At 73.0% G+C, this 15,394-nt stretch carries 12 protein-coding genes; 9 read left to right on the top strand and 3 right to left on the bottom strand.

The features are described 5' to 3' along the window. Positions 1-11 precede the first annotated feature (11 nt). Positions 12-1,709, top strand: coding sequence for a proline--tRNA ligase (locus ACFQVC_RS31435; protein WP_381836978.1), 1,698 nt, complete (start codon positions 12-14; stop codon positions 1,707-1,709). A 124-nt stretch (positions 1,710-1,833) separates the two neighbouring features. On the opposite strand, the gene ACFQVC_RS31430 is transcribed toward ACFQVC_RS31435, so the two are convergent. The 3 genes from ACFQVC_RS31430 to ACFQVC_RS31420 are packed head-to-tail and all read right to left on the bottom strand — an operon-like array spanning position 1,834 to position 3,787. Further along, a complete protein-coding gene (locus ACFQVC_RS31430) occupies positions 1,834-2,751 on the bottom strand; it encodes an aminoglycoside phosphotransferase family protein (protein ID WP_381837188.1) in 918 nt (305 codons plus the stop codon). Between the two features lie 44 nt (positions 2,752-2,795). Beyond that, positions 2,796-3,266, bottom strand: coding sequence for a ferritin-like domain-containing protein (locus tag ACFQVC_RS31425; RefSeq protein WP_381836976.1), 471 nt, complete (start codon positions 3,264-3,266; stop codon positions 2,796-2,798). Then, positions 3,263-3,787: a hypothetical protein gene (locus ACFQVC_RS31420; RefSeq protein WP_381836974.1), complete on the bottom strand. Its 525-nt coding sequence runs from the start codon at positions 3,785-3,787 to the stop codon at positions 3,263-3,265. The genes ACFQVC_RS31425 and ACFQVC_RS31420 overlap by 4 nt, the downstream gene beginning before the upstream one ends. Positions 3,788-3,960: 173 nt before the next feature. On the opposite strand from ACFQVC_RS31420, the gene rimP reads away from it, so the two are divergent. The 8 genes from rimP (at position 3,961) to ACFQVC_RS31380 (ending at position 15,330) form a co-directional block, all read left to right on the top strand. Beyond that, a complete protein-coding gene (rimP, locus tag ACFQVC_RS31415; RefSeq protein WP_381836972.1) occupies positions 3,961-4,467 on the top strand; it encodes a ribosome maturation factor RimP in 507 nt (168 codons plus the stop codon). A 2-nt stretch (positions 4,468-4,469) separates the two neighbouring features. Next, a complete protein-coding gene (nusA, locus tag ACFQVC_RS31410) occupies positions 4,470-5,486 on the top strand; it encodes a transcription termination factor NusA (protein ID WP_381836970.1) in 1,017 nt (338 codons plus the stop codon). Between the two features lie 109 nt (positions 5,487-5,595). Next, a complete protein-coding gene (locus tag ACFQVC_RS31405; protein ID WP_381836968.1) occupies positions 5,596-5,895 on the top strand; it encodes a YlxR family protein in 300 nt (99 codons plus the stop codon). Between the two features lie 146 nt (positions 5,896-6,041). Then, complete coding sequence (gene infB / locus ACFQVC_RS31400) at positions 6,042-9,143, top strand: translation initiation factor IF-2 (protein ID WP_381836966.1); 3,102 nt, start codon at positions 6,042-6,044, stop codon at positions 9,141-9,143. A 157-nt stretch (positions 9,144-9,300) separates the two neighbouring features. Next, entirely contained in the window at positions 9,301-9,594 is a 294-nt protein-coding gene (locus ACFQVC_RS31395; protein WP_381836964.1) for a DUF503 domain-containing protein, read from the top strand. A 36-nt stretch (positions 9,595-9,630) separates the two neighbouring features. Continuing rightward, positions 9,631-10,083, top strand: a complete 453-nt coding sequence (gene rbfA, locus ACFQVC_RS31390) for a 30S ribosome-binding factor RbfA (protein WP_381836962.1) — start codon at positions 9,631-9,633, stop codon at positions 10,081-10,083. Further along, the gene (truB, locus tag ACFQVC_RS31385; RefSeq protein WP_381836960.1) at positions 10,080-10,994 is read left to right on the top strand and encodes a tRNA pseudouridine(55) synthase TruB; all 915 of its coding nucleotides are present in this window, start codon (positions 10,080-10,082) and stop codon (positions 10,992-10,994) included. The genes rbfA and truB overlap by 4 nt, the downstream gene beginning before the upstream one ends. 238 nt (positions 10,995-11,232) lie before the next feature. Next, on the top strand, positions 11,233-15,330 hold the full coding sequence (locus ACFQVC_RS31380) for a serine protease (protein ID WP_381836958.1): 4,098 nt from the start codon (positions 11,233-11,235) through the stop codon (positions 15,328-15,330). Positions 15,331-15,394: the final 64 nt, after the last annotated feature.

The raw sequence follows: 15,394 nt of genomic DNA, 5'->3' as shown, positions 1-15,394 counted from the left end.
AGGAGTTCACCATGGCAGCCCAGGTTCAGCGCATGTCCCGATTGATGGTCAAGACACTGCGCGACGACCCGGCGGACGCCGAGACGCTCAGCCACAAGCTCCTGGTCCGCGCCGGATTCGTACGCCGTAACGCCGCCGGTATCTGGACCTGGCTGCCGCTCGGCAAGAAGGTCTTCGAGAATGTCTCGCGGATCATCCGCGAGGAGATGGACGCCATCGGCGGCCAGGAGGTGCTGCTCCCGGCGCTGCTCCCCAAGGAGCCCTACGAGGCGTCCGGGCGCTGGGAGGAGTACGGCGACCTGCTCTTCCGCGTCAAGGACCGCAAGGGCGCCGACTATCTGCTCGGCCCCACCCACGAAGAGATCTTCACGCAGACGGTCAAGGACCAGTGCACGTCCTACAAGGACCTGCCGGTGATCCTCTACCAGATCCAGACCAAGTACCGCGACGAGGCCCGCCCGCGCTCCGGCGTGCTGCGCGGCCGCGAGTTCCAGATGAAGGACTCGTACTCCTTCGACACCACCGACGAGGGCCTCGCCGAGGCCTACGCCCTGCACCGCGCCGCCTACCAGAAGATCTTCGAGCGCCTCGGCCTCGACTACCGCATCTGCTCGGCCGTCTCGGGCGCCATGGGCGGCTCGGCCTCCGAGGAGTTCCTGGCCCCCGCGCCCGCCGGCGAGGACACCTTCGCGGACTGCCCCGCCTGTGACTTCGCGGCCAACACCGAGGCGGTCACCTTCGCGCTGAAGCCGGTCGAGGGCGCCGGGCACGGCCCGGTGGAGGACCTGGACACCCCGGACACCCCCACCATCGAGACCCTCGCCGAGCACCTGGGCGTCCCGGCCTCGGCGACCCTGAAGAACCTCCTGGTGAAGGTCGACGGCGAGATCGTGGCCGTCGGCGTACCGGGCGACCGCGAGGTCGACCTCGGCAAGCTCGCCGAGCAGCTGGCCCCGGCGGAGGTCGAGCTGGTCACGGCCGAGGACTTCGAGGGCCGCCCCGACCTCGTGCGCGGCTATGTCGGACCGCAGGGCCTGGACAAGGTCCGCTACATCGCCGACCCGCGCGTGGCCCCGGGCACCGCCTGGATCACCGGCGCCAACAAGCCCGACACCCACGCCAAGAACGTCGTCTGCGGCCGTGACTTCGAGGTCGACGACTACCTCGACGTGGTCGTGGTGCAGGACGGCGATCCCTGCCCGGCCTGCGGCACCGGCCTCAAGCTCGACCGCGCCATCGAGATCGGCCATATCTTCCAGCTGGGCCGCAAGTACGCCGACGCCTTCCAGCTCGACGTGCTCGGCCAGAACGGCAAGCCCGTCCGCGTCACGATGGGCTCGTACGGCATCGGCGTCTCCCGGGCCGTCGCGGCACTCGCCGAGCAGAACGCCGACGACAAGGGCCTGGTCTGGTCCCGTGAGGTCGCCCCGGCCGACGTGCACGTGGTCGCCGCGGGCAAGGCCGCCCAGACCGAACTCGCCCTGTCCGTCTCGGAGCAGCTCGCCGAGGCCGGTGTCCGCGTCCTGGTCGACGACCGCGCGGGCGTCTCGCCGGGCGTGAAGTTCACCGACGCGGAACTCTTCGGCATCCCCACGATCCTGGTCGCCGGCCGCAGGACCGCCGAGGGTGTCGTCGAGCTCAAGGACCGCCGCACGGGCGAGCGCGAGGAACTGCCGGTGGCGGAGGCCATCGCGCGCCTGACGGCCTGAGGAACGTTCCGTAACGGGAGGGGCTGATCCATCAGCCCCTCCGGCGGAGCCCCGGTTTCGGGAAGGGGCGGGTAGGGGAACAAGCCCGCCGCAGGCGCCGCCCCCCCGGCACCCCGCCACCGGCCTAGAGCCAGGACGCGAACTCCAGCAGGACCTCCGCCTGGGTCCGCCGCCCGGCGCGCAGGGCCTCCGTCCCCGACGAGACCGCGCGGAACAGCGTCCACCCCCGCACCCGCTCCCGCTCCACTTCCAGCGAGTCCGCCAGCTTCGTCACGCGCCGCCGCGCCGTAGCCGCGCCCGCACTGGACGCCACCAGGTCGTCCAGGCGGTCGAGCACCAGACCGGCCAGGTCATAGGCGCGCTCGCCCACCACCGCGTCGGGCCCCACGGCGAGCCACGGCGTCCGCTCACCGGACAGCACCTTGCCCTGCCGGAAGTCGCCGTGCAGGAGCAGCAGTTCGGGCTCCCCGGCCACCAGTTCGTCGCGTGCGGCGCGGGCCGCGTCCACGAGCGGGCGCACCGAGGCGTCGTCCGGATCCATCGCCCCGGCGAGCCGCGCCGTGCGCTCGGCGACCGTGTCGAAGGCGGTCCCGGCGGGTGGGGCGACCCACAGCCGCCGTACCGTCCCCGCCGCTTCCAGCAGCGCCTTCGCTTCGGGCAGCGAGCGCAGCGTCACCTCGGGGTGCAGCCGTTCCACGAGCAGCGCACCGTCGTCCTGCGCGGGCCCCTCCAGGAGCTTGCACGTCCCCCAGCCGTCCCAGCACGCCAGGGCCGCCGCTTCGAGGTCGGGCCTGGCGCCGGGCGGCGCGAGCTTCAGGACGGCGGGCGTTCCGTCGGACCGCCGCACGAGCGCCGCGAGACTCGACCGGCCGCCCGGTACGAGGACCCGCTCGACCGTCAGCCCGCGCCGGTCGGCGGCCTCCTGGGTCAGCTCGGGCAGCTTCGCGAGCCACGCGCGCGCGGCGACCGGGTCGTCCCCGGTCTCGTCGTACGCCGCCTCGCCCAGCGCCCGTACCAGGCGCTGCGGCGGTTCGAAAGCCATGCGCGACATGCGCGAGTGCATCCTTTCGCCCTGCTCGGTTCGGCTCAGGTCTGCGGGGTCGCGGACTCCGAGGCGGGCGCGGACCGCTCCGCGAGCCCAGGGAAGGCTACGCTCCCGCCGCGCCAGCGCACCGCGCGCACCGCGGCCTCCCGCAGCGCGTCGGCCGCCGCGCGGCGCCGCTCGCCCTCGGTGGCCCGTACGACATCGGCGTACACCCCGGCGACCCGGTCCTCCAGCTGCGCCGCGAGCCGGGCCGCCGCGGGGGAGTCGGGCACCGGGAAGGGCAGCGCGTACGCGGCGTCCGCCTGCGCGGGGGTGCCGCCCAGATCACGCACGGTGCGCTGCAGCTCGTCACGGCGGGCACGATGCGCGTCGTAGGCGGTGCGTGCCTCGTCCCTGCGGCCCTCGCGGATCCGCCCGCCGACGACGCCGTAGCCGTAGACCGCGGCGTGCTCGGCGCGCAGCGCCGCCTGATAGGCCTCGACGGTCTCCGCCGCCCTGCCCGCCGGGCTCATCGGCCCGCCTCGCTCAGCAGATACGCGTGTGCGTCCCCCGCGGCCGCGACGGACGCGAACAGCCTGGCCTGCTCGCCGGGTACGTCAAGCAGCGCGGTACGCCGTCCGTCGGCCAGCTGGCGCTCCGCGGAGGCCAGTTGGGCCAGCGCCTGCTGCTCGTCGGCGGGCACATCGGCGGCGGACGGCGAACCGGACGGTGCCCTCCCGGACGCCTTGGGCGGATCCCCGAACGCCTTGGCGTGCTCCGCCACTTCGGCCCGCAACGGCCGCAGCCGGCCGGCGAGCCCGGGGTGCGCGGCGATCACAGCGTCGTATCGATTCAGCAGCTCGGCACTGTCCTGTGCGGCACGCGCGCGTGCCTGTTCCGAAGCCCGGGGGCGCTTGCCCGAGGTGTCGGAGCCACTGTCGGTGCAGCCCGCGAGCAGCACGGTGCCGGCCGCTGTGGCGAGCAGGGTCCTGCGGCGCGGGCCTGCGATGGGCGGCCGGGTACGCCCGGTACGCGACGGCATGGTGAACGGCACGGCAGACGTCCTCGTAAGGCTCGTACGGCAGAAAGAGATAGGGGGCGGGCATGCCCGTGATCACCGTACCTTCGGACCGACCCGGTGGACGGCAACACCCTGCGCGACCGGATACCCTTTGACCTGACACGCGACGAAACCACAACAGCACACGCGGCCGAGGAGTCACCCGGATGAGCACCACCCAGAGCGAGAGGCTGCGGGACCTGCTTGAACCGCTGGTCAGCTCCAAGGATCTGGATCTCGAAGAGATCTCCGTGACCCCTGCCGGCAAGCGTCGTGTGCTCCGTGTCGTGGTGGACTCGGACGACGGCGTCTCGCTCGACCTGTGCGCCGAGCTGAGCCGCGAGCTCTCCGAGAAGCTGGACGCGGCGGATGCCATGGGCGCGGGTGAGTACGTCCTCGAGGTCACCTCGCCGGGCGCCGACCGCCCCCTGACGCAGCACCGCCACTACGTCCGCGCCACCGGCCGCCTGGTCAAGTTCCAGCTGACGCCCGCAGCGGGCGACGGTGAGCTGGTCGCGCGGATCATGCAGGTCGACGACGAAGGGCTCGACCTCGAGGTGCCCGGTGTGAGGGGCCGCAAGCCCACCGCCCGCCGCCTCGCCTTCACGGATATCGCCAAGGCGCGCGTGGAGATCGAGTTCAACCGCAAGAACAAGAACGAAGAGGAGGCGTAGCCGTGGACATCGACATGAGTGCCCTGCGGGGTCTGGTCCGGGAGAAGGAGATCTCCTTCGACCTGCTTGTCGAGGCGATCGAGTCGGCCCTCCTCATCGCCTACCACCGCACCGAGGGAAGCCGTCGCCGCGCGCGCGTGCAGCTCGACCGCCAGAGCGGGCACGTGACGGTCTGGGCGAAGGAGGAGGCCGAGGACCTCGAAGAGGGCCAGGAGGCCCGGGAGTTCGACGACACCCCGTCGGGCTTCGGCCGGATCGCGGCGACCACCGCCAAGCAGGTCATCCTGCAGCGGCTGCGGGACGCCGAGGACGACGCCACGCTCGGCGAGTACGCGGGCCGCGAGGGCGACATCGTCACCGGTGTCGTCCAGCAGGGCCGCGACCCGAAGAACGTCCTGGTGGACATCGGCAAGCTCGAGGCGATCCTGCCGGTCCAGGAGCAGGTGCCGGGCGAGACGTACGAGCACGGCCAGCGTCTGCGGTCGTATGTCGTACGGGTCGTCAAGGGCGTGCGCGGTCCTTCGGTGACTCTTTCGCGTACGCACCCGAACCTGGTGAAGAAGCTGTTCTCGCTCGAGGTGCCGGAGATCGCCGACGGCTCGGTCGAGATCTCCGCGATCGCCCGCGAGGCCGGTCACCGCACCAAGATCGCGGTCCGCTCGACCAGGTCGGGACTGAACGCCAAGGGCGCCTGCATCGGCCCGATGGGCGGCCGGGTGCGCAATGTCATGGCGGAGCTGAACGGCGAGAAGATCGACATCGTCGACTGGTCCGACGACCCGGCCGACATGGTCGCCAACGCCCTGTCCCCGGCCCGGGTCAGCAAGGTCGAGATCGTGGACCTCGCCGCCCGCTCGGCGCGGGTGACGGTGCCCGACTACCAGCTGTCGCTCGCGATCGGCAAGGAGGGCCAGAACGCCCGTCTCGCCGCCCGTCTGACCGGCTGGCGCATCGACATCCGCCCCGACACCGAGCAGGGCGCGGGCCAGGCCCAGGATCAGGGCCAGGACCAGGACTGAGACGGCGTCCTCCCGGCGAGATCACGCCGGGTTCCGCCGAGATCAAGACGACAGCCGTTCGATTTTCGCCCCAAAGGGGTGAGGTCGGTGCGGGGAGGTAGACTTAAGCGTGTCTGGCCGGACGCATGCCCGAGCATGCCCTGAGCGAACCTGTGTGGGGTGCCGGGAGCGAGCGGCCAAGAGCGATCTGTTGCGGATCGTGATCGTCGAGGACGAGGGCTCCGGAAAAGGAGCCCGCCTTGCCCCCGACCCTCGCGGTACGCTGCCCGGCCGGGGTGCCTATGTACACCCCGCCCTGGTCTGTCTCGACATGGCGGTCCGCCGCCGGGCGTTCCTGAGGGCCTTCCGTGCCCGCGGAACGCTCGACACAGCGGATCTCAGCCGGTATGTCGAGCAGACGAAACCGTAAAACGTGCCGTACGGAACCCCGTGCGGCCCTGGTACCTCGCGAGTTGGAAGTAGGTCGAGATTGCGATGAGCACTCGATGAGTACGCGATGAGTACGCCCATGAAGTAGCGACGGTCCGGCGGTAACCCGGACCTAAAAGGAGCGAAGTGGCTAAGGTCCGGGTATACGAACTCGCCAAGGAGTTCGGGGTGGAGAGCAAGGTCGTCATGGCCAAGCTCCAAGAACTCGGTGAATTCGTCCGTTCGGCGTCTTCGACGATCGAAGCGCCTGTTGTTCGTAAGCTGACTGACGCGCTGCAGGGATCGGGCTCCGGTGGCAACGCCGGCAAGTCCGGTGCCAAGCCCGCGGCACCGCGCAAGAGCGCGCCCGCCAAGCCGTCGGCACCGTCCCCCGCGCAGGCCGCGAAGCCTGCCGCGCCCAAGCCCGCGCCGGCCCCCAAGCCGGCCGCGGCAGAGAAGCCCGCGACGCCCGCCCCGGGCCCGCGTCCCAGTCCCACCCCCGGCCCGAAGCCTCCGGCCGCGCCCAAGCCCGCTCCGGCGGCCCCGGCGCAGCCCGAGTTCAGCGCGCCACCGGCCGCTCCGGCGAGCCCGCAGACCCCGGCGAGCCCCAAGCCCGCCGAGCGTCAGGCGCCGCGTCCCGGTGCCCCCAAGCCCGGTGGCCGTCCGGCCCCCGGCCAGGGTGGCGGCGGTCAGGGCCAGGCCCGTCCCGGTGGTTCTCAGCGTCCCGGTGGCCAGCAGGCCCCGCGTCCTGGTGGCCGTCCGGCCGGCCCGCGTCCGGGCAACAACCCCTTCACCTCTGGTGGTTCCACCGGTATGGCGCGCCCGTCGGCGCCCCGTCCGGGCGGTGCCCCGCGTCCCGGTGGCCCCGGTGCCCCGGGCGGCCCGCGTCCGCAGGGACAGGGCCAGGGCCAGGGCGGCCCCCGTCCGCAGGGCGGCGGCCAGGGCGCTGCGTCCGGGCGTCCGACGCCCGGCGGCATGCCCCGTCCGCAGGGTGCGGCCGGCCAGGGCGGTCCCCGTCCCGGCGGCGGTAACCGTCCGAACCCGGGCATGATGCCGCAGCGTCCCGCTGCCGGCCCGCGTCCCGGTGGTGGCCCCGGCGGTGGCCGTGGTCCCGGTGGCGGCGGTCGTCCCGGTGGCGGCGGTGGCGGCGGCGGTCGTCCCGGCTTCGCCGGTCGTCCCGGCGGTCCCGGCGGCGGTGGCGGCGGCTTCGCCGGCCGTCCCGGTGGCGGCGGTGGCGGCGGTGGCCGTCCCGGTGGTGGCGGCGGCTTCGGCGGTCGTCCCGGCTTCGGCGGTCGTCCCGGCGGTCCCGGTGGCCGTGGTGGCACGCAGGGCGCCTTCGGTCGTCCCGGCGGTCCCGCGCGTCGCGGTCGCAAGTCGAAGCGGCAGAGGCGCCAGGAGTACGAGGCCATGCAGGCCCCGTCGGTCGGCGGTGTGATGCTGCCTCGCGGTGGCGGCGAAGTCGTCCGCCTCTCGCGCGGTGCCTCGCTCACCGACTTCGCGGAGAAGATCAACGCCAACCCGGCGTCGCTCGTCGCGGTCATGATGAACCTCGGCGAGATGGTCACGGCCACGCAGTCCGTCTCCGACGAGACGCTGACGCTCCTCGGCGACGAGATGAACTACACGGTTCAGATCGTCAGCCCCGAGGAGGAGGACCGCGAGCTGCTCGAGTCCTTCGACCTCGAATGGGGCGAGGACGAGGGCGGCGACGAGGCCCTGGTCTCGCGTCCGCCGGTAGTGACCGTCATGGGTCACGTCGACCACGGTAAGACCCGACTGCTCGACGCCATCCGCAAGACGAACGTCATCGCGGGCGAGGCCGGCGGCATCACGCAGCACATCGGTGCGTACCAGGTCGCGACCGAGGTCAACGGCGACGACCGGCGGATCACCTTCATCGACACCCCGGGTCACGAGGCGTTCACCGCCATGCGTGCCCGTGGTGCCAAGTCGACCGACATCGCGATCCTCGTGGTGGCGGCCAACGACGGTGTGATGCCGCAGACGATCGAAGCGCTGAACCACGCCAAGGCGGCCGACGTGCCGATCGTGGTCGCGGTCAACAAGATCGACGTCGAGGGTGCCGACCCGACCAAGGTGCGCGGTCAGCTGACCGAGTACGGCCTCGTGGCCGAGGAGTACGGCGGCGAGACCATGTTCGTCGACATCTCCGCCAAGCAGGGCGAGAACATCGACGCGCTGCTCGAGGCCGTCGTCCTCACCGCCGACGCCTCGCTCGACCTGCGTGCCAACCCGCACCAGGACGCGCAGGGCATCGCGATCGAGGCGCACCTGGACAAGGGCCGCGGCGCCGTCGCGACCGTCCTGGTCCAGCGCGGCACGCTGCGTGTCGGTGACACGCTGGTCGCCGGTGACGCCTACGGCCGAGTCCGCGCGATGCTCGACGACAAGGGCGAGAACGTGGAGGTGGCCGAGCCGTCGACGCCGGTCCTGGTCCTCGGTCTCACCAACGTCCCGGGCGCCGGCGACAACTTCCTGGTGGTCGACGAGGACCGTACGGCCCGTCAGATCGCCGAGAAGCGCGCCGCGCGTGAGCGCAACGCCGCGTTCGCCAAGCGCACCCGCCGGGTGTCCCTCGAGGACCTCGACAAGGTGCTCAAGGCCGGCGAGGTCGAGCAGCTCAACCTCATCATCAAGGGCGACGCGTCCGGTTCGGTGGAGGCCCTCGAGTCCTCGCTGCTGCAGCTGGACGTCGGCGAAGAGGTCGACATCCGGGTCCTGCACCGCGGTGTGGGTGCGGTCACCGAGTCGGACATCGACCTGGCGATGGGCTCCGACGCCATCGTGATCGGCTTCAACGTGCGCGCCGCAGGGCGTGCCACGCAGATGGCCGAGCGCGAGGGTGTGGACGTCCGTTACTACTCGGTCATCTACCAGGCGATCGAGGAGATCGAGGCGGCCCTCAAGGGCATGCTCAAGCCGGAGTACGAAGAGGTCGAGCTCGGCACGGCGGAGATCCGTGAGGTCTTCCGTTCGTCCAAGCTGGGCAACATCGCCGGTGTCCTGGTCCGCTCCGGAGAGGTCAAGCGCAACACCAAGGCGCGCCTCCTCCGCGACGGCAAGGTGGTCGCGGAGAACCTCAACATCTCCGGTCTGCGCCGCTTCAAGGACGACGTCACCGAGATCCGCGAAGGCTTCGAGGGCGGTATCAACCTCGGAAACTTCAACGACATCAAGATCGACGACGTCATCGCGACGTACGAGATGCGCGAGAAGCCGCGCGGCTGATCAGCATCGCGCCGGGGCGCCGCTCCGGTGCACGGTTCGGGGCCGGTCGACGGGATAATCCGTCGATCGGCCCCGGCCGTTCCGTGTACGGTTTTGATGTCCCTGCCAAGAGCGGGCAGGGCCTTCTATCCCGTACCGGCGGGACATCCGGACACATATGTATGTGGGGACTCTGTCCTTCGATCTGCTCCTCGGCGACGTACGGTCACTGAAGGAGAAGCGCTCCGTCGTCCGCCCGATCGTCGCCGAGCTGCACCGTAAGTTCGCGGTGAGCGTGGCGGAGGTCAGCGGCCAGAATCTGCATCGCAGGGCCCAGATCGGTGTTGCGATGGTGTCGGGGGACACGGGGCATCTGTCGGACGTACTGGACCGGTGTGAGCGGCTGGTCGCCGCCCGGCCCGAAGTGGAGCTGCTTTCGGTGCGCAGGCGGCTGCACGGCGACGATGATTGACGCACGTAGGAAAAGCAAGAAAAGGGAGACGGACCAGTGGCCGACAACGCGCGGGCGAAGAAGCTGGCGGACCTCATCCGAGAGGTGGTCGCCGAGAAGCTGCAGCGCGGAATCAAGGACCCGCGCCTCGGTTCGCATGTGACGATCACCGACACCCGGGTCACCGGTGACCTGCGGGAGGCGACCGTCTTCTACACGGTCTACGGCGACGACGAGGACCGGGAGAACGCGGCCCGCGGTCTGGAGAGCGCCAAGGGCGTGCTCCGCTCCGCCGTGGGCGCCGCGGCCGGGGTGAAGTTCACCCCGACCCTGACCTTCGTGCCCGACGCCCTGCCGGAGAACGCCAAGACCATCGAGGACCTCCTCGACAAGGCACGCGCCTCGGACGCCAAGGTGCGCGAGGCGTCGTCGGGCGCCGACTACGCCGGCGGCGCGGACCCGTACCGCAAGCCCGAGGACGACGACGAGGCTGGCGACGCCGCGGAATGAGCACGCAGAACACGACGCCGGACGGGCTTGTCATCGTCGACAAGCCGTCCGGCTTCACTTCGCATGACGTCGTCGCCAAGATGCGCGGTATCGCCAGGACCCGGCGGGTCGGGCACGCGGGCACACTCGACCCGATGGCGACCGGTGTGCTCGTACTCGGCGTACAGCGGGCCACGAAACTGCTCGGGCATCTCGCGCTGACCGAGAAGGAGTACCTCGGCACGATCCGGCTCGGCCAGAACACCGTCACCGACGACGCCGAGGGCGAGATCATCCCGAACGAGTCCCTGGGGGATGCCTCCCGGGTGACCCGGGAGGCCATCGACGCCGGGATCGCCGAGCTGTCCGGCGACATCATGCAGGTGCCGTCCAAGGTCAGCGCCATCAAGATCGACGGCAAGCGCTCCTACAAGCGGGCCCGTGAGGGCGAGGACTTCGAGATCCCGGCCCGGCCGGTGACGGTCTCCTCGTTCGCGGTGTACGACGTGCGGGACGCGGTGGCCGATGACGGTACGCCCGTGCTCGACCTGGTCGTCTCGGTGGTCTGCTCCTCGGGTACGTACATCCGTGCCCTTGCCCGCGACCTCGGCGCGGGCCTCGGGGTCGGCGGACATCTCACGGCGCTGCGGCGCACCCGCGTAGGCCCGTACAAGCTGGATGTGGCGCGCACCCTCGACCAGCTCCAGGAGGAGCTGACCGTGATGCCCGTCGCCGATGCCGCCGTCGCCGCGTTCCCGCGCTGGGACGTGGACGCCAAGCGGGCCCGGCTGCTGCTCAACGGCGTACGTCTGGAGATGCCGGACGAGTACGGGCCGGGGGAGGCCGTCGCGGTCTTCGATCCCGAGGGCGGGTTCGTCGCGCTCGTGGAGAACGTCAAGGGGAAGGCGAAGAGCCTGGCCGTGTTCGGCTGAGGCTGCCTGCCGCTGTTGTTCCGATGTTGCTCCCGGGGTTCCGTGGAGCGGGCCTCGGCCCGCTCCACGCTCCCCCTCCCTGAGGGTCTATCCATCGGCCGCCGCCGATTCACCCCATCGAGCAGGCGCTCGGAGTGAACCCGGGGTGTGCTGGGGGGCGCATCCGGTTGGGACCCTGCCCGGCTGATCATTACCGACCTACGGTCAGAAGTACGGGGCGTGGCGGGGAGGTTCGACGATGGCTGCAGGGGACGCCCGGTCCGGCTTCGGACAGGGACTGGTCCGGATATGCGATCTGGCCGGTCGGCCCAGGGGTGCCGGGTTCGTCGCGGACGAGCTCGGCACCGTCGTCACCAGCCATGAGGCCGTCGACGGCCTCGCGCGGCTCGTTCTGCACGCTCCGGGGGAGCGCACCTGCGTCGTGGCGGCCGACGCCGTCACCTCGCTGCCGGAGGCGGATCTCGCCCTCGTACGCACCGAAGGCCTCGGGCTTCGGCCGCTGCCCGTCACCGTGCGCGAGGCCGTCGAGACGGGTGCCTACGTGCGGATCGCGGCCCTCGGCTGGCGTCAGGCGCGGGTGCTCGCGGCCGGTGAGTCCGTGACGTACACCGCGACGGACCGCTTCCATCTGGTGCCCGCCGCCCTGGAGCTGGCGATCGGCACCGACGGCAGTGACGCGCTGCGGCTCGGCGGAGGCGCGGCCGGCGGGCCCGTGCTCGATGTCGACACCGGTGCCGTCCTCGCCGTCCTCGGCACCGCACTGCACTCCGGGCACCGCGCCGCAGGGTTCGCCGTGCCGCTGCGCGAGGCGGCGGCGGCGGAGCCCGGCGGGGCGCTCGCCGAGCTGCTGGAACGGAACGCGGCGACCGTCCCGGCGTACGGCAGCGATCTGAATCTGGCGGCGGTGCTGCAGCTGACGGCGACGTCGGTGGGGTCCGACGGGCCGCGCGACGAGGACACCGTGGTCGAACGGCCCGACACGGAGCGGGAGTTCGGCTCCTTCCTGGCGGCGGGCGGTGGCCCGGGCGGTGGCTCGCGCCCTGGCTCGGGCGGTTCGGCAGAGGGGTGTGGCCCGGCGGCGTATGTCTTCGGCCTGGTCGGCGATCCGGGCAGTGGGCGCAGCACCGAACTCGCCGCGCTCGCCGCCCGTCGCGCCCGTGGCTCGGCGCCCGCGCCCACCGTGTGGCTGCGCGGCGCCGGGCTCAGGGCCGGTGACGCCTCCGTGGCGGACGCCGTGGGGCGGGCCCTCGAGGACGCCGGGCGGATCGTGACCGCGTCCGCCGAGGCGGCGGCAGCGGAGGCTCCCGGTGCGGAGCACCGGGGCGTCAGCGGGCTCGGGGACCTCACGCCCGGGCGGGTGGCCCGGCTCGTGCGGGACGCCGGCCGGCCGCTGCTCGTGCTGCTCGACTGCCCCGAGGAGATGCCGCCGGTGCTCGCCCACCGGCTCGCCGAGTGGACCGCGGGCACGGTCGACTGGCTGCGCGCCACCGGGGCCCGGCTCGTCGTGGCCTGCCGTGAGGAGTACTGGGAGCAGGCGGGGCGGCTGTTCCCCGACGGTGCGCTGTACGGGTCCCGGCAGCCGCGCCTTCCGGCCTGCGTGCGGCTCGGTGGGCTCGGCCCGCGGCAGGCGTTGCGGGCCAGGGAGCGGTACGGCATCCCCGAGGACGCCGTGTCGCCCGCGGACGCCGGGCATCCGCTGGCCCTTCGGCTGCTGTCCGAGGTGCGGGCCGCGCTGCCCGGCAGCCCGCCCGGACGGCCGTCACGGGACGAGATCTTCACGGCGTACGTCGATCTGATGTGTCTGCGGGTCGCGGTACGCCTCGCGGCCGCGCAGAACGTGCGCGGCGCGGCGGTGCGGCGGCTCGCGGCGAAGGTGGCGGGCCGGCTGCACGAGGCGGCGCGGCGCTGCCTCGGGCCCGGGCAGGGGGAGTTGGACCGGGAGGCCTTCGAGGAGGTGTTCCCGTGGGCGACGGGCTTCGCCCCCGCGGTCCTCACCGAAGGGCTGCTCGTTCCGGCCGGGGAGGGTTACCGCTTCGCGCACGAAGAGCTCGCCGACTGGATCCAGGGCACCCATCTCGATCTGGACGCCGCGCTGTACGCGCTCGTGCACCGGTGGCGACAGGAGGGCGCGGCGCAGGCGGCGGAGCGGCTGCCGTCGCGCGGCCCCGCGACGCAGGTGTCCGCCACAGTGCCGCGCCGCCGGTCCCGCGCCGCCCGCCGTACGGCACAGGCCGCCGCGCGGGCCGCCGCGACCGCCGCGTCCGGCACACCGGGGCCCGCCCGCACCCTGCCGGTACCGAGGCACCGCATCGGGCCCGTCGTACAGGCGCTGCTGCTGCTCGACCGGCAGCGGGGAAGCGCCGAACTGGCCCGCCGCCTGGAGGAGTTGGTGCACGCGGCCGATCACTTCACCGGGCTCGGGGCGACGGCGCGGGGAGGGGACGTGTGCGGGGCGGCGGGGCGGGCGGGTGACTCGTCGTGTGGGGTGGCGGGGCGGCCGGGCGGCTTGTGTGGGGCGCAGGCGGGGCCGGGGGATCTGCGGGGGACGCAGGTGGGGGCGGATGACCCGCGCGGGACGCAGGTGGGGCCGGAAGGCCTGCGCGGGGCGGCGGTGCAGGGCGGGGAGGCGCGCGGGGCGGCGGCTCGGGAACGGGTTGTGTGCGGGGCGGGTGACTCGTGTGGGGTGGCGGCGGAGCCGGGGGACCTGCGCCGGACGCAGACGGGGCCGGATGACCTGCGCGGGGCGGGTGACTCGCGTGGAGCGGCGGCGGGGCCGGATGGCCTGCGGGGGACGCAGGCGGGGGCGGATGATCTGCGGGGGGTGGCGGGGTGGGTTGGTGATTCGCATTCCGCGGATGCCTGCTGGTGGGCGGTGCGCCTGCTGAGTGAGGCGCTGCTGCGTGTGCCCGACGCCCGGCCCTACCTCGGCGTCCTGCGGCTGCTCGCCGAGCGGATCGTGCAGTGGGGCAGCGACGGGCAGGGCGCGCAGCGCGTGGCTCCGGGCGGGCCCGGGGTGTTCGGGCCCGGGTTCTGGCGGGCGCTGCCGCTGGCCGCCGCCGACCGGATGGATCTGCTGCGGCGGCTCGTCGTGGCCGACCCCGAGCCGGGCGCGGGCGAGGGCGGCGAGCGGTTCCTGGACGCCGTGGGGGAGTGGCTGAAGGAGGCGCCCGCGACCGTGCAGCCGCTGCTCACCCGCTGGTTTGACGACGACCGCGCGTTGTACGCGGCACCGCAGGCCACCGTCGCCCGTGCCGCGCAGGCCCTCCTGCACACCCACCGGCACCGCTCCCTCGACGACCTGACCGAGGCCCTGGTGTCCTGCGGGCATCCGCGCGCCGACGAACTGCTCGCCGCGCTCGCCGACGAGGAGCCGTCGGCCATGTGCCGTGCCGTCGACCGCTGGGCGCACGACACCCGGCCCGAACGCCGGGTCGCGGCCGCGGCGTACGGACTGAAAGCGGTGCCGCAGGTGCGCACCGAGGCCGACCGCGGGCTGCTGCGGTACGCCGCGCTCGCGCTCCTCGCCCGGCCGGGGGACTGCACCCTGCACGGTGCCGCGCTCGCCCTGCTCGTCCGCGATCCGCAGACCCGCTCACGCCATCTGCCGCTCGCCCTGCGGCGGTTCACGGCCGGTGACCCGCAGCTGCCCGCGAGCGCCCTGGCCGCGGCGCTCACCACCCACCCGGAGCCGGTGCTCGCGGCGTTCCAGGCCCGGCTGCACGAGCCGGGGCCGGCCTCGGGCGAGGTTCTGCGCACCCTCGCCGACGTCACGACGCCCGCGCTGGCGCGCCGGGTGGCCGGTCTGGTCCAGGAGTTTCTCGAGCTGCGGCCCGAGGCGGCGGCGCATGCGGCGGCGTATGTCGACCGGCGCCTCGACCAGGGCCCGGCGGCACGGGCGGTGCTCTTCCCGCTGGTGTGCGGACTGCTGCAGAGCCGCAACACGCAGGTACGGCGGGCCGTGGCACCGGTGCTCGCGGCCCCCGGCAGCCGGGTCTCGCGGCCGCTGCGCCGTGAACTGCTCGATGTGCTCCTCGGGCAGGAACGCGATCCGGTGGTGCTCGACGCCGTGATCGGGGCCCTCGCGGCCGCCGCCGACGTGCGGGGCGAGAGCCGCACCCGGGAGCTGGTGCGGCGCACCGGACTACTCCTTGTGCGTACGCCGGAGGGTGCCGCGTGCTTCGACCGGCGCCTGGTCGAGCTGTCCCGCGGCGTGCCCGGGTTCGCGCGGGCCCTGTCCGGCTGGCTGGACGAGTCGGGCTCCGAGTGGGCGGGGCTCGTGGGGCCCAGTGCGCGGCGGATGATCGAGGGTCTTGTGGGGGCGCGGGTTTCCGCGTAGCGGGGGCGTGCGGCCCGGCGTGGCCCTGGTCTGCGGGGCTGTTCGCGGGCCGACTGCGGGGCCG

It is taken from the genome of Streptomyces monticola (genome assembly GCF_042665355.1).
GTDB lineage: Bacteria > Actinomycetota > Actinomycetes > Streptomycetales > Streptomycetaceae > Streptomyces > Streptomyces monticola.
This window is presented reverse-complemented; position numbering and strand designations above follow the sequence as displayed.